The sequence below is a fragment of the Paracoccus sp. ME4 genome (assembly GCF_046736325.1).
GTDB lineage: Bacteria > Pseudomonadota > Alphaproteobacteria > Rhodobacterales > Rhodobacteraceae > Paracoccus.
This window is the reverse complement of the sequence record NZ_CP151276.1, coordinates 336,530-349,432: the sequence shown is the minus strand read 5'-3', so window position 1 is coordinate 349,432 and position 12,903 is coordinate 336,530. Positions and strand designations below refer to the sequence as shown.

Below are 12,903 nucleotides of genomic sequence, written 5' to 3'. Positions count from 1 at the left end.
ATATTTGGGTGAAGAAGACGATGGATCGCAGCTTTCTGGATTGGCCGTTCTTCGAGGACAGGCATCGCGTGCTGGCCCAGGGGCTGGAGGGCTGGGCCCTGGGCGCGCTGCCGGTGGATCACGGCGATGTGGACGGGGCCTGCCGGAGCCTGGTGCGGGCCTTGGGCGATGGCGGATGGCTGGCGCATTCGGGGGGCGAGGCGCTGGACGTGCGCGCGCTGTGCCTGATCCGCGAGACGCTGGCGCGCCATGACGGGCTGGCGGATTTCGCCTTTGCCATGCAGGGCTTGGGCATGGGGGCGGTGACGCTGTTCGGCAGCGCGTCGCAGCGGGCGTGGCTGGAACGGACGCGGGCGGGCCGGGCGATTTCGGGTTTTGCGCTGACCGAGCCTGCGTCCGGGTCGGACGTTGCGCGGCTGGCGACCACGGCGCGCCGGGACGGCGACGGGTGGGTGCTGGACGGGGAGAAGACCTATATCTCCAACGGCGGGATCGCGGATGTCTATGTGATCGTCGCGCGGACCGGAGAGGCCCCGGGCGCGCGGGGGCTGTCGGCCTTCCTGCTGCCTGCGGACACGCCGGGGCTGGAGGTGGTCGGCCGCATCGACGTAATGGCCCCCCATCCGCTGGCGCATCTGCGTCTGACCGGGGTGCGGCTGCCCGCTGACGCGCTGATTGGGCGGACGGGACAGGGGTTCCGCATCGCCATGACGGTGCTGGATCATTTCCGCCCCACGGTCGGGGCCGCGGCGTTGGGCTTTGCGCGTCGGGCGCTGGACGAGGCCTTGGGCCGCGTGCGGTCGCGCCAGATCCAGGGCGCGCCGATGGCCGAGCTGCAGATGGTCCAGGGGCATCTGGCCGACATGGCGCTGAAGATCGACGCCGCCGCGCTGCTGATCTATCGCGCGGCTTGGGCCAAGGATCGGGGTGCTGCGCGCATCACGCGCGAGGCGGCGATGGCCAAGCTCTATGCCACCGAAATCGCGCAGGAGGTCATCGACCAGGCCGTGCAGCTGCATGGCGGCGACGGCGTGCGCACGGGCAGCACGGTCGAGAGCCTGTACCGCGAGATCCGCGCCCTGCGCATCTATGAGGGGGCCAGCGACGTGCAGCGCGTCGTCATCGCCCGCAGCATCCTGGAGGGCGCATGACCTATACCCGCACCATTCCCATCGAGTTCTGTCATTGCGACCCGGCCGGGATCGTCTTCTATCCCCGCTATGCGGAGATGGTGAACCACATGGTGGAGAACTTCTTCCTGGAGGTCGTGGGGCATGGCTTTGGCCCGATGATGGCAGCCGGCCAGGGCATGCCCACCGTCGCGCTGGAGATGGCGTTCCGCAAGCCCGCGCGGCTTGGCGACCGGCTGGACTGGACGCTGGTGGTCGAGCATCTGGGCCGGTCCAGCGCGCGGTTTCTGGTGCGCGCCGAGGACCGGGTCGAGGCGCGGACCACGGTGGTCTGGATGGACCGTGATTTCACCCCCTCGCCCTGGCCCGACGACATGCGACAGACCCTGGAGGCGCATCATGCATGAACCTTTGCACCCGGCAACGTGGAAGCGCGCCTCGGGCTATTCCAACGGGATCATGGCGCGGGGGCGGATGATCTTTACCGGCGGGCTGGTGGGCTGGGACGCGGATCAGGTCTTTCAGACCGACGATTTCGCGGGCCAGGTCCGGCAGGTGCTGGAGAACATCGTGGCGGTCCTGGCGGAAGGCGGGGCGGGGCCGGAGCACCTGGTGCGACTGACTTGGTATGTCACCGACAAGCACGAATATCTGGGCGCGCTGCGCGATGTGGGGGCGGCCTATCGCGACGTGATCGGGCGGCATTACCCGGCCATGGCGCTGGTGCAGGTCGTGGCGCTGGTCGAGGACCGCGCCAAGGTCGAGATCGAGGCCACGGCCGTGGTGCCGGAATAGGGGGACGATCATGCTGGGACCAAGCGGGCACGAGGACAGCTTCACGCGCGACAACCTGCCCCCGCCGGAGGCCTGGCCGCGGATCGACCTGTCCGGATACGACTATCCCGACTGGCTGAACGCGGGGGCGGAGCTGACCGACCGCATGGTCGACCGCGGCTTCGGGGACCGGGTCGCGCTGGTCGGCAACGGGCGGGCGCGGACCTACAAGGAGCTGTCGGACTGGACCAACCGGCTGGCCCATGCGCTGGTCGCGGATTACGGGCTGCGGCCGGGCAACCGGGTGCTGATCCGGTCGGCCAACAACCCCGCGATGGTCGCCTGCTGGCTGGCAGCGACCAAGGCGGGGGCGGTGGTCGTGAACACCATGCCCATGCTGCGCGCCAAGGAGCTGTCCCAGATCATCGACAAGGCACAGGTGACGCATGCGCTGTGCGACACGCGCCTGATGGACGAGCTGGTGGCGGCGGCAAAGGGTTCGGCGACGCTGACGACGGTGGTGGGCTTCGACGGAACCGCGAACCATGACGCGGAGCTGGACCGCGCGGCGCTGACGAAACCCGTGCGCTTCGAGGCGGTGCGGACCGGGCGGGATGACGTGGCGCTGTTGGGCATGACCTCGGGGTCGACGGGCGAACCCAAGGCCACGATGCATTTCCACCGCGACCTGCTGATCATCGCCGATGGCTATGCGCGGGAGGTGCTGGGAGTCAGGCCGGACGACGTCTTTGTCGGCTCGCCGCCTTTGGCCTTCACCTTCGGGCTGGGCGGGTTGGCAGTGTTCCCGCTGCGCTTCGGGGCCAGCGCGGTGCTGCTGGAGAACGCCTCGCCCCCGAACATGATCGAGATCATCGAACGCCACCGCGCCACGATCTGCGTGACCGCGCCCACGGCGTACCGGGTGATGCTGCGCGCGATGGATCAGGGGGCGGACCTGTCCAGCCTGCGCGTGGCGATCAGCGCCGGAGAGACCCTGCCCGCCCCCATCTGGCAGGATTGGCACGACCGCACGGGCAAGCCGATGCTGGACGGGATCGGCGCGACCGAGATGCTGCACATCTTCCTGACCAACCGGCTGGACGACAGCCATCCCGGCTGCACCGGGCGGCCCGTGCAGGGATACCGCGCGCGGATCGTGGACGATGCGGGACAGGAGGTGCCGCGCGGAGAGATGGGGCGGCTTGCGGTGGTCGGGCCGACCGGCTGCCGCTATCTGAACGATGCGCGGCAGGCAGAGTATGTGCAAGGCGGCTGGAACCTGACCGGCGACACCTTCTGGCAGGACGATGACGGTCGGTTCCATTTCGCGGCGCGCTGCGACGACATCATCGTGTCGTCGGGCTACAACATCGCGGGGCCGGATGTGGAGGCGGCCCTGCTGGCGCACGCGGACGTGCTGGAATGCGCGGTGATCGGGGTGCCGGACCTTGAGCGTGGCCAGATCGTCGAGGCGCATGTGGTGCTGGCACCGGGCGTCGCCCCCGACACCGCCACCGTGGAGCGGTTGCAGCGGCATGTGAAGGACGTGATCGCGCCCTTCAAATATCCCCGCCGGGTGGTCTTCTGCGAGGCCCTGCCCAAGACCCAGACCGGCAAGATCCAGAGGTTCAGGCTGAAGCAATGACCATCGACCCTGCACAGGAAGGCGCGCGCATGTCCTTCGACGGGCGCATGTCCTATGGCGATTATCTGGGGCTGGACCGGCTGCTGACATCGCAAGCTCCGCTGTCGGATGCGCATGACGAGATGCTGTTCATCATCCAGCACCAGACGTCCGAGCTGTGGATGAAGCTGGCCCTGCTGGAGATGGGGGCCGCGCGCGACCGGATCGCGGCGGGCGATCTGCGGCCCGCCTTCAAGATGCTGACCCGCGTGGCGCGGATCATGGAACAGCTGAATTCGGCCTGGGACGTGCTGCGCACGATGACGCCGTCGGAATACTCGACATTCCGCCCCGCGCTGGCCGAAAGCAGCGGGTTCCAGTCGCATCAGTACCGCATGATCGAATTCGTCGCGGGCAACCGCAACATGGCGATGATCGCGCCCCATGCGCATCGCCCCGACCTGGCCGAGGCGCTGCGGGCGGAAGCCGCGCGGCCGTCGCTGTACGATGAGGTTCTGGGGCGGCTGAGGGCGGCGGGGTTCGACGTCGCGGCGCGCACTGCGCTGGACGCGCCCCACGCGCCGGATGCGGCGGCGCGGGCGGCCTGGGCAGAGGTCTATCGCGACCCTGTGCGGTATTGGGAGCTCTATGAGCTGGCCGAGAAGCTGGTCGATTTCGAGGATTACTTCCGCCGCTGGCGGTTCAACCATGTGACGACGGTGGAGCGGATCATCGGCTTCAAGCGCGGATCGGGCGGCACGTCGGGGGTGAACTATCTGCGGCGGATGCTGGACGTGGTGCTGTTCCCCGACCTGTGGGAGCTGCGGACCGAGCTGTGAGCGGGGCGGACGGCCGCGCCTGACCGGCCCTGACGGGCCGGGGTCGCGGCCGTCGGTGGCGCCCGGACCTGCGGTCCGGGCGCGGTCGGTCCGGTGGCTCAGGCGGCGGGGCCGTAATAGGCGTAGCTGCCCTGGACCGTGAAGCCGAGGCTGGCATAGGTGGCCTGCGCGCCCGTGTTCGCGCGGCTGACGGCCAGGCCAATGCGCGTGGCACCGAGATCCTGCGCCCAGAGGGCAGCCTGCCGCATCATCCAGCCGGCAAGGCCTTGGCGGCGGAAGGCGGGCAGGACTTCGACCGCGTGGACCATGGCGGTGCGGTCATGCAGCGCGACGAAGCCTGCGCCGGCGGCACGGTCCCGGATGCGGCCGAGGAGCGCGGCCTTGGGCAGGGGCACGCGGTCGATCACGGCCTGTCTTGCAGCGGTGATGTTGCCCGCGCCCCAGATCTGGCGCTGGATCGCCAGGGGGGGCCAGATCGCAAAGGCGGTGACGGGCGGGATCGGCCGGTCGGTCAGCGCGGCGATGGGCGCGGCCATGACCTGCGTCGGGATATGCGCGCCGAGGCCGCGCGCGGTCAGGGCGGCGATCAGGTCAGTCTCATCGTCCCAGGCACGGAACAGCGGCGGCTGACCCCATGCGGCATGCCGGGCGCAGGCGGCGTCGATGTCGGCATCGGCCCATGGCCCGACCGCGATGGCCGAGCTGACGCGTCCGCCCGCCCCTGCGCCCCGCCCGACCAGGAAGCCACCGCAGCGGACGGTCTCAGACGCGGGCCAGGTCGCCTCGAAGGCGGCGGCCAGATTGGGGTCGGGCCTCACAGACCGATGCGTCCGCGCAGCGCGGCCATGGCCTGATCGACGCGGGCGGCATCCAGGCCCCGCACGACCAGGTTCGTCCCCCAGCCCGTATCGTCGCGGAACGGATACGACCCCAGGGACAGGTCGCCATATTCGGCGGCGACGGCCTTCAGGTCCTCAGCCACCTCGCTTTCGCCGCGGCGGACCTCGACGGTCAGGGATTGCACCGGGCGGCCCACGGGGAGCTGCGGGATCAACCAGGCGACCATGGCGCGGAAGACCTCGGGGACGCCCGCCATCACATTGGTCGCGCCGATGGAGAAGCCGGGCGCGGCCGACACGGCATTGTCGATCAGCGTCGCACCCACGGGGATGCGGGCCATGCGCAGGCGGTTCTCATTCAGCTCGACCCCCATGCGGTCGCAGCGCTCCTGCAGCAGGGCGCGGGCGGTGGGATTGACCTCGACCGTGGTGCCATGGGCGGCGGCCACGGCATCGGCGGTGATGTCGTCATGCGTGGGCCCGATGCCGCCGGAGGTGAACAGCAGGTCGTATGCCCCGCCCAGGGTCCGGTCCAGTGCGCGGATCGCGTCCACGATGCGGTCGGTGTCGTCGGCCACGACGCGGATCTCCTGGAGGTCGATGCCGGTCGCGGTCAGCACCTGGGCCAGGTGATGGGCGTTCCCTTCGCGGGTGCGGCCGGACAGGATCTCGTCGCCGATGACCAGGATGGCGGCTGTGGGGTTGTCGGACTGCATCAGGCTCTCCCTTGGGTGTCGCGCCCCATCTATGCCCGCAGCCGGGGCTGGAACAAGTGGGCGCGCGTCTCTATCTAGGGCGGCAGACAGAAAGGATCAGCGATGGACGAAGGCCGTATCACGAGGGAAGGCATCCGCCTGCACATGCCCGGGGATTTCGCAGGCATGCGGGCGGCGGGCGCCCTGGCCGCACGGATCCTGGACGAGGTGGGGCCGATGGTCGCACCGGGCGTCACCACCGGCGCGCTGGACGATTTCATCCGGGGCCGGGTGACGGAGCTGGGCGCGACCTCGGCCACGATCGGCTATCGCGGGTACCAGCATGCCAGCTGCATCAGCGTGAACCACGTGGTCTGTCACGGCATCCCGGGCGACAAGAGCCTCAAGGACGGCGACATCCTGAACATCGACGTGACGGTCATCTTGGACGGCTGGTTCGGCGACACCAGCCGGATGTACGTGGCGGGCAGGCCGTCGCTCAAGGCGCAGCGGCTGCTGCAGGTGACCCATGACGCGCTGATGAAGGGGATCGAGGCCGTGCGCCCCGGCGCGACCTTCGGCGACATTGGTGCGGCGATTCAGACCTATGCGGAAGAACGACGCATGTCGGTCGTGCGCGACTTCTGCGGGCACGGGATCGGGCGGGTGTTCCACTCGCCGCCCAACGTGCTGCATTTCGGACGCGCCGGAAAAGGCCCGGTGCTGGAGGAAGGCATGTTCTTCACGATCGAGCCGATGATCAACCTCGGCCGCCCCGAGACCAAGGTCCTGGCCGACGACTGGACCGCGGTCACGCGCGACAAGTCGCTCTCGGCGCAGTTCGAACATTCGATCGGCGTGACGGCGGACGGGTGCGAGATCTTCACCCCATCGGACCGGTTCTTCCCGCAGTTCGACTGACCCCGCACCCGGGGCCGCACCCGGCCGGCATGGCGTCCTCCGCCCCGGGGGGTCCGGGGGGTGGAGCCCCCCGGGCCCGCGCGGGACGCAACCGGTCAGGCGTGCCCGGCCGCCGCCGACAGCAGCGACGGATCGATTCCCTGCGCCCGCAGCGCGCGCTGCCACTTGTCGTCATGCGTGGCATCGAAGATCAGATCCTCCGCCCCCTCGCCCGTCAGCCAGCCATTGGCCAGCATCTCGGTCTCCAGCTGGCCCGGACCCCATCCGGCATAGCCCAAGGACAGCACAGCCTGCGCCGGGCCGTCGCCATGGGCCAAGTCCATCAGGATGTCGCGCGTCGTCGTCATCGCCAGGCCCTGCCCGATGCGCAGCCGACCCTCCGGGTCGTCGCCATGCTCGGCCACCTTGTGCAGCACGAAGCCGCGCCCCGGTTCGACCGGGCCGCCGAAGCGCACCTCGATGCGACGCATGTTGTCCTCGGCGGTGATGCCCAGCTGCGCCAGCAGTTCGTCAAAGCCGATCTCGGGCAGCGGCCGGTTCAGGACCAGCCCCATCGCCCCGTCCTCGGAATGGGCGCAGACCAGCACGACGGATCGTTCGAATCGCGGGTCGCTCATGCCGGGCATGGCGATCAGGATCTTGCCGGTCAGGTTCGCGTCGGACGCCTCGCCGTCAAGGCCGGAGGCAGGGCTGTCGGATATGCGGCGCATCATGTCTCCTTTTGATGACAGATCGGCACTGCCGCAAAGGGTTGCAAGACCCGCGCGGATTTGTGACTTTCCGCGGCCCCGCGCCAGACGCTAGGACGAGGCATGATCCGCATCACCACCCTGACCGCGCTTGCCTGTCTGGTCACCGCCCTGCCGGCCGCGTCCGATCCCGCCCTGCTGCAATCGCTGCCGGTCGCGGCACCCGCCGCCGATCCGCTGCCGCCGGGGTTGCAGGGCGCGCGGCTGCTGCCCGGCTGGACCGATGCCGCGGGCGATCGCGTCTTGGCGCTGGAACTGCTTCTGGAGCCGGGATGGAAGACCTACTGGCGCAGCCCCGGCGATACCGGCCTGCCGCCGCATCTGGACTGGAGCGGCTCGGAGAACCTCGCTCAGCTGACCCCGCACTGGCCCGCGCCGGAACCGATCCGTTCGGGCGAGGTGCTGGAGATGGGCTATCACGACCGGCTGGTCCTGCCGCTGACCGCGCGACCCGCCGATCCGGCACGCCCGGTGACCGTCCGCGGCCTGATCGAGATCGGGCTCTGCCAGGACATCTGCGTGCCCGCAAGCCTGTCGCTGGAGGCGCCGCCGCCCGGCCCGGACCCCGATCCCGCCATCACCGACGCCCTGGCGCAGGAGCCCGAGCGTCTGGAGACGCGGCCCGCCTGCCGGGTCACGCCCATTCCCGACGGGTTGCGCGTGGCGGTGGACCTGCCCGGCGGCGCCGCGCGCCTGGCCGCGGTCGAGCTGACCGACCGGCCCGAGATCTGGGTCTCGGCCGCCGATATCGGTCCCGGCCCCGCCGGCGCCGAGGCGGTGGTCGAAATGGTCGCCCCCACCGGCCAGCCCTTCGTGCTGGACCCCGACGCCTTGCGCCTGACCGTGCTGCCCGAGGACGGCACCGCCATCGAGACGCTCGGCTGCGCCGACTGACGGATCAGCCCTCCAGCCGCGCCTGCAACGCCAGGAGATCCGCCCAGGCATCGCGCTTGGCGGCGGGGTTGCGCAGCAGATAGGCCGGATGCGTCATCGGCAAGGCCGGACGGCCGAAGGCCTCCACCCACCCGCCGCGCAGACGCAGGATGCCGCGCTGCCCGATCGCGGCCTGACAGGCGATGTTGCCCATCAGCACGATCAGGTCCGGCGCGGCCAGTTCGACATGGCGGCGCACGAAGGGCAGGCTCAGCGCGATCTCCTCGGGGCTGGGATCGCGGTTGCCGGGCGGCCGCCAGGCCAGGACATTGGTGACGTAGAAGGCGCGTTCGGCATCCACCGCGTCGCGCGCGAGGCCGATGGCGCCGAACATGCGGTCCAGCAGTTGCCCCGCCCGCCCGACGAAGGGACGGCCCTGCCGGTCCTCCTCGTCGCCCGGCGCCTCGCCCAGGATCAGCAGGCGCGCGCGCGGATCGCCATCGGCGAAGCAGAACCGCCGCGCGCCGCGCTTCAGCTCGATCCCGTCGAAGCCTTCCTGCGCCTCGGCCAGGGCCGCCAAGCTCTCCGCCCCGGCGGCCAGCGCCTCGGCCTCGGCCAGACGGGCATCCGCATCGGCGGTCCCGTCATCGGGGCGGGCGGCCGGCGCGGGGGCCGCGGCCGCCGGCGCCATGGGCGCCACGCGGACGGGCAGTTCGAACCGGTCCACGGGCGTATCCAGCAGGGGCAGGTCGGCCCCCATCTCGCGCTGCCAGTCCAGCAGCGCCAGCGCCGTCTCGGCGTCCAGATCGAATCCCTGATAGCGCGGCTGGTCCATGGGCGGCGACGCTAGGCGCTCAAGGCGGCCTAGTCCACCACCAGCATGTAGCCCGTGCCCCGCACCGTCTGCAGGAAACGCGGCTCGCGCGGGTCTGGCTCGATCTTGCGGCGCAGGCGGGTGATCTGCACGTCGATGGCGCGCTCTCCGCCCTCGGCCTCGTCGCCCGTTCCGCGGCCCAGATCCTCGATCAGCTCGGCCCGGCTGACCGGCTGGCCGCGGCTGGCGGCCAGCCGGCGCAGCAGCGCGGTCTCGGTCCCGGTCAGGCGCAACGGCGCATCGCCGTTCCACAGCTCGCCCTTGTCGGTGTCATAGCGCAGCACGCCAAGCGTCAGGAACTTGGGCGGGGCGACCTCCACCACCGGCACGCGGCGCAGGATCGCGGCGATGCGCAGCAGCAGCTCGCGCGGCTCGAAGGGCTTGGACAGATAGTCGTCGGCCCCGCTCTCCAGCCCGCTGATGCGGTCCTCGGTCTCGCCCTTGGCGGTCAGCAGCAGGATCGGCGTGTCGATGCGCGTGCGCAGATCGCGCGTCAGCGACAGCCCGTCCTCTCCGGGCATCATCACGTCCATCACGATCAGATCGAACTCCAGCCCCGCCAGCAGGCGGCGGGCCTGGGCCGCGTCGCGCGCCATGCTGACCAGAAAGCCGTTCTTGCGCAGGAACCGCCCCAGCAGCGCGCGGATGCGTTCGTCGTCGTCGACGATCAGCAGGTGGCAGTCGGGTTGCGTCATGGCGGCCTCAGCGGTCTTCGGGAAGGTCCTTCAACGCCTGATACTGCGCCCGCGTCTCGGGGTCCATCATCGCCTCCAGCACCTGACGGAAACCCGCGACCGCCTGCGGCCCCGCGCGGCGATAGGCGGCGCGCATCCGCGCCCGCTGCGCCTCCGACAGGCGCCGCTCCAGCGCGGTCCCGGCGGCGGTCAGGTGCAGCAGGCGTTCGCGCCGGTCGCGCCGCCCGACCCGGCTCTCGACCAGGCCGTCGTCGATCAGCGTGCGCAGGACGCGGTTCAGCGACTGCTTGGTCACGCCCAGCACCGCCAGCAGCGACGTGACCGTCAGCCCCGGATCACGGTTGACGAAATGCAGCGCACGGTGATGGGCGCGGCCGTAATCCAGCTCGGCCAGGATCAGGTCCGGGTCGGCGGTGAACGCGCGATAGGCAAAGAACATCGCCTCGATCCCGCGGCGCAGCTGATCGTCGGTCAGGAACAGCAGATCCTCGCCCACCATGGCCTGAACGCGCGCCTTGTCCTGCATCATGTCCCCGTCTTGTCCCTGTCGTCCGATATGGCAGCGTTGTTGACTTTCTAATCCGCGATTGCTAGCCGTCAAGCATCTTGCGAAACAAACATGCCAAATCCGCCCTGACAGACGCAAGAATCGAAACATCGGGCGGCGGATGGAGACATATGATGCTGGCTTACGACGATCGCGACGGCAAGATCTGGATGGACGGGGAGCTGGTGGACTGGCGCGATGCCAAGGTGCACATCCTGACCCATGCGATGCATTATGCCAGCTCGGTCTTCGAGGGTGAGCGGTGCTATGACGGCAAGATCTTCAAGGGCCACGAACATTCGCTGCGCCTGATCGAATCGGGCCGCCTGCTGGACATGCCGATCCCCTATACCGCCGAAGAGATCGACGCCGCCAAGGAGGCCGTGCTGAAGGCCAACGGCTTCGAGAACGCCTATGTCCGCGTCGTGGCATGGCGCGGGTCGGGGCTGGACATGGGCGTGTCCGCCGCGCGCAACCCGGTCTGCATGGCGGTCGCCGCGTGGGAATGGGGCAGCTATTACGGCGATGCCAAATGGCAGGGCGCGAAACTGGACGTGGCCAAGTGGAAGCGTCCCAGCCCCGAGACCATCCCCACCGCCGCCAAGGCCGCGGGCCTCTACATGATCTGCACCATGTCCAAGCACGCGGCCGAGGCCAAGGGCTGTTCGGACGCGCTGTTCATGGACTGGGAGGGCTATGTCGCCGAGGCGACCGGCGCGAACATCTTCTTCGTCAAGGACGGAGAGGTCCACACGCCCCTGGCCGACCGCTTCCTGAACGGCATCACCCGTCAGACCATCGTGCAGATGCTGAAGGACAAGGGCTATGCGGTCCACGAACGCCGCATCACCCCCGATGAGCTGGAGGGCTTCCAGGAATGCTGGCTGACCGGCACCGCGGCCGAGGTGACGCCGGTGGGGCAGATCGGCGACTGGCACTTCCAGGTCGGCCAGATCACCCGCGACGTGGCCGAAAGCTACGAGGCGCTGGTCCGCGCCTGAGCGATGAAGCGGGGATCGCCACGGCGGTCCCCGCAGACATGCGGGCGGCTCGGCGCGATTCGCCCGTCAGGCCGCCTTGATGCCGCTGGCGGCCGACAGGACGGCGTGCAGGGCGACCGGGTCGTCATTGGCGCGCAGCTTGGTGCGCAGGTCCTGGTCGCGCAGCGTCCGCGACACCAGCGCCAAGGCTTTCAGGTGGTCCACGCCGCTGCTTTCCGGGGCCAGGAGCGCAAAGACCAGATCGACCGGCTGACGGTCCACCGCGTCGAAGTCCAGGGGCTTGTCCAGCCGCAGGAACAGCCCCACGACCCGGTCCAGCCCGTGCAGCCGCGCATGCGGCAGCGCCACGCCCTGCCCCACGCCGGTCGGCCCCAGGCTCTCGCGCTCCTGCAGGGCGTCCAGCACCTCCGAGGCGTTCAGCCCGTATTCGGCATGGGCCAGTTCCGCCAGCTCCTGGAACAGGCGCTTCTTGGAGGTGACCTGCCCCAGCGAGCGGACCGCCTTGGGCTTCAGGATTTCAGCAAGTTGCATCGCGTCGTGTCTTTCCCAAGCTGACCGCCCCCGGACGCGTGGTCTGGGGGCGGCGTGCTGTCAGGCGTCCCGTCGGGACCGGGCGGCGTGGCGGTCAGCCATTGCCGCGCGGATCGATCCAGCCCACATTGCCGTCGTCGCGGCGGTGGACGACGTTGACGCCGCCATGTTTCTCGTTGCGGAACACCAGAAGCGGCGTGCCCGACAGTTCCATCTGCATCACCGCATCGCCCACCGACAGGGTGGGCACGCGGCTCTCCATCTCGGCGATGATGATGGGTTCCAGGCTGCCATCCTGCGATTCCCACTCATCCTCGTCGGCGGCCAGCACATAGCTGCCGGCCTCGCCGAAGACAACCGGCTCCGACCGGTCCTTGTGGTGGTCCTTCAGGCGGCGCTTGTAGCGGCGCAGCTGCTTGTCCATCTTCTCGCGGCAGGCCTCGAAGGCGGCATAGATGTCGGTGGCGGTGCCGCGCGCGGCGACGTTCAGCCCGGTGGACAGATGGACCACCGCATCGCACAGGAACTGGTGCGCGTCCTTGGAAAAGGTGACCGCGGCATCGGTGGGACGCTGAGAATACTTCTCGATCGTCTCGCCCAGCTCGGTCTTCACATGCGTGCTCAGCGCATCTCCGACGTCGATCTGCTTTCCGCTGATGGTATAGCGCATCATCACTCCTCTCCGGTTGCCCGTCGTCGCTGCGCCTGCCCGCTCATGGTGCCGGCAAGGGCGGAAACGGGTGTCACGGGGCGGCATCTCCGCACCCGCATGAAACGATTTGGTGACAGTGCGGCCCGTCTGTCAACGCCC

16 protein-coding genes are annotated in these 12,903 nt (G+C 69.7%); 8 read left to right on the top strand and 8 right to left on the bottom strand.

Going from position 1 to position 12,903, the window contains the following annotated elements:
• Nucleotides 1–20: 20 nt before the first annotated feature.
• Genes AACG61_RS01705 through AACG61_RS01685 form a run of 5 tightly spaced genes read left to right on the top strand, consistent with a single transcriptional unit; the run spans nucleotide 21 to nucleotide 4,367 of the window.
• The gene (locus AACG61_RS01705; protein ID WP_411839440.1) at nucleotides 21–1,151 is read left to right on the top strand and encodes an acyl-CoA dehydrogenase family protein; all 1,131 of its coding nucleotides are present in this window, start codon (nucleotides 21–23) and stop codon (nucleotides 1,149–1,151) included.
• Nucleotides 1,148–1,537 (top strand): acyl-CoA thioesterase, encoded by a 390-nt coding sequence (locus tag AACG61_RS01700; RefSeq protein WP_349548043.1) that lies wholly within the window; start codon nucleotides 1,148–1,150, stop codon nucleotides 1,535–1,537. The genes AACG61_RS01705 and AACG61_RS01700 overlap by 4 nt, the downstream gene beginning before the upstream one ends.
• A complete protein-coding gene (locus tag AACG61_RS01695) occupies nucleotides 1,530–1,925 on the top strand; it encodes a RidA family protein (protein ID WP_347917414.1) in 396 nt (131 codons plus the stop codon). The genes AACG61_RS01700 and AACG61_RS01695 overlap by 8 nt, the downstream gene beginning before the upstream one ends.
• 10 nt (nucleotides 1,926–1,935) lie before the next feature.
• On the top strand, nucleotides 1,936–3,549 hold the full coding sequence (locus AACG61_RS01690; protein ID WP_411838296.1) for a benzoate-CoA ligase family protein: 1,614 nt from the start codon (nucleotides 1,936–1,938) through the stop codon (nucleotides 3,547–3,549).
• On the top strand, nucleotides 3,546–4,367 hold the full coding sequence (locus AACG61_RS01685) for a tryptophan 2,3-dioxygenase (protein WP_411838295.1): 822 nt from the start codon (nucleotides 3,546–3,548) through the stop codon (nucleotides 4,365–4,367). Before AACG61_RS01690 ends, AACG61_RS01685 begins: the two co-directional genes overlap by 4 nt.
• A 98-nt stretch (nucleotides 4,368–4,465) precedes the next feature.
• Here the strand turns inward: AACG61_RS01685 and AACG61_RS01680 are convergent, their stop codons facing one another.
• Together AACG61_RS01680 and AACG61_RS01675 are read right to left on the bottom strand one after the other, a co-directional pair.
• Nucleotides 4,466–5,185: a GNAT family N-acetyltransferase gene (locus AACG61_RS01680; protein ID WP_411838294.1), complete on the bottom strand. Its 720-nt coding sequence runs from the start codon at nucleotides 5,183–5,185 to the stop codon at nucleotides 4,466–4,468.
• A complete protein-coding gene (locus tag AACG61_RS01675; protein WP_411838293.1) occupies nucleotides 5,182–5,922 on the bottom strand; it encodes a competence/damage-inducible protein A in 741 nt (246 codons plus the stop codon). The genes AACG61_RS01680 and AACG61_RS01675 overlap by 4 nt, the downstream gene beginning before the upstream one ends.
• A 102-nt stretch (nucleotides 5,923–6,024) precedes the next feature.
• Between AACG61_RS01675 and map the strand changes: the two genes are divergently transcribed.
• Nucleotides 6,025–6,822 carry a type I methionyl aminopeptidase gene (gene map / locus AACG61_RS01670; RefSeq protein ID WP_411838292.1) on the top strand — a complete coding sequence of 266 codons (798 nt, stop codon included), beginning with the start codon at nucleotides 6,025–6,027 and terminating at the stop codon, nucleotides 6,820–6,822.
• Nucleotides 6,823–6,917: 95 nt separating this feature from the next.
• Here map and AACG61_RS01665 read toward each other — a convergent pair whose 3' ends face one another.
• On the bottom strand, nucleotides 6,918–7,532 hold the full coding sequence (locus AACG61_RS01665; protein ID WP_411839439.1) for a YqgE/AlgH family protein: 615 nt from the start codon (nucleotides 7,530–7,532) through the stop codon (nucleotides 6,918–6,920).
• A 102-nt stretch (nucleotides 7,533–7,634) separates the two neighbouring features.
• Between AACG61_RS01665 and AACG61_RS01660 the strand changes: the two genes are divergently transcribed.
• Entirely contained in the window at nucleotides 7,635–8,465 is an 831-nt protein-coding gene (locus AACG61_RS01660; RefSeq protein WP_411838291.1) for a protein-disulfide reductase DsbD domain-containing protein, read from the top strand.
• A 4-nt stretch (nucleotides 8,466–8,469) separates the two neighbouring features.
• On the opposite strand, the gene AACG61_RS01655 is transcribed toward AACG61_RS01660, so the two are convergent.
• Genes AACG61_RS01655 through AACG61_RS01645 form a run of 3 tightly spaced genes read right to left on the bottom strand, consistent with a single transcriptional unit; the run spans nucleotide 8,470 to nucleotide 10,539 of the window.
• A complete protein-coding gene (locus AACG61_RS01655) occupies nucleotides 8,470–9,279 on the bottom strand; it encodes a uracil-DNA glycosylase (protein ID WP_411838290.1) in 810 nt (269 codons plus the stop codon).
• Nucleotides 9,280–9,308: 29 nt separating this feature from the next.
• Nucleotides 9,309–10,013, bottom strand: coding sequence for a response regulator (locus AACG61_RS01650; protein ID WP_411838289.1), 705 nt, complete (start codon nucleotides 10,011–10,013; stop codon nucleotides 9,309–9,311).
• Nucleotides 10,014–10,020: 7 nt separating this feature from the next.
• Nucleotides 10,021–10,539 carry a MarR family winged helix-turn-helix transcriptional regulator gene (locus tag AACG61_RS01645; protein WP_411839438.1) on the bottom strand — a complete coding sequence of 173 codons (519 nt, stop codon included), beginning with the start codon at nucleotides 10,537–10,539 and terminating at the stop codon, nucleotides 10,021–10,023.
• Between the two features lie 155 nt (nucleotides 10,540–10,694).
• Here AACG61_RS01645 and AACG61_RS01640 point away from each other — a divergent pair, with 155 nt between their 5' ends.
• Nucleotides 10,695–11,561: a branched-chain amino acid aminotransferase gene (locus AACG61_RS01640; protein ID WP_411839437.1), complete on the top strand. Its 867-nt coding sequence runs from the start codon at nucleotides 10,695–10,697 to the stop codon at nucleotides 11,559–11,561.
• A gap of 66 nt (nucleotides 11,562–11,627) precedes the next feature.
• Here AACG61_RS01640 and AACG61_RS01635 read toward each other — a convergent pair whose 3' ends face one another.
• On the bottom strand, nucleotides 11,628–12,092 hold the full coding sequence (locus AACG61_RS01635; RefSeq protein ID WP_411838288.1) for a PTS sugar transporter subunit IIA: 465 nt from the start codon (nucleotides 12,090–12,092) through the stop codon (nucleotides 11,628–11,630).
• 94 nt (nucleotides 12,093–12,186) lie between these two features.
• A complete protein-coding gene (gene hpf, locus AACG61_RS01630; RefSeq protein WP_411839436.1) occupies nucleotides 12,187–12,762 on the bottom strand; it encodes a ribosome hibernation-promoting factor, HPF/YfiA family in 576 nt (191 codons plus the stop codon).
• Between the last annotated feature and the right edge of the window lie 141 nt (nucleotides 12,763–12,903).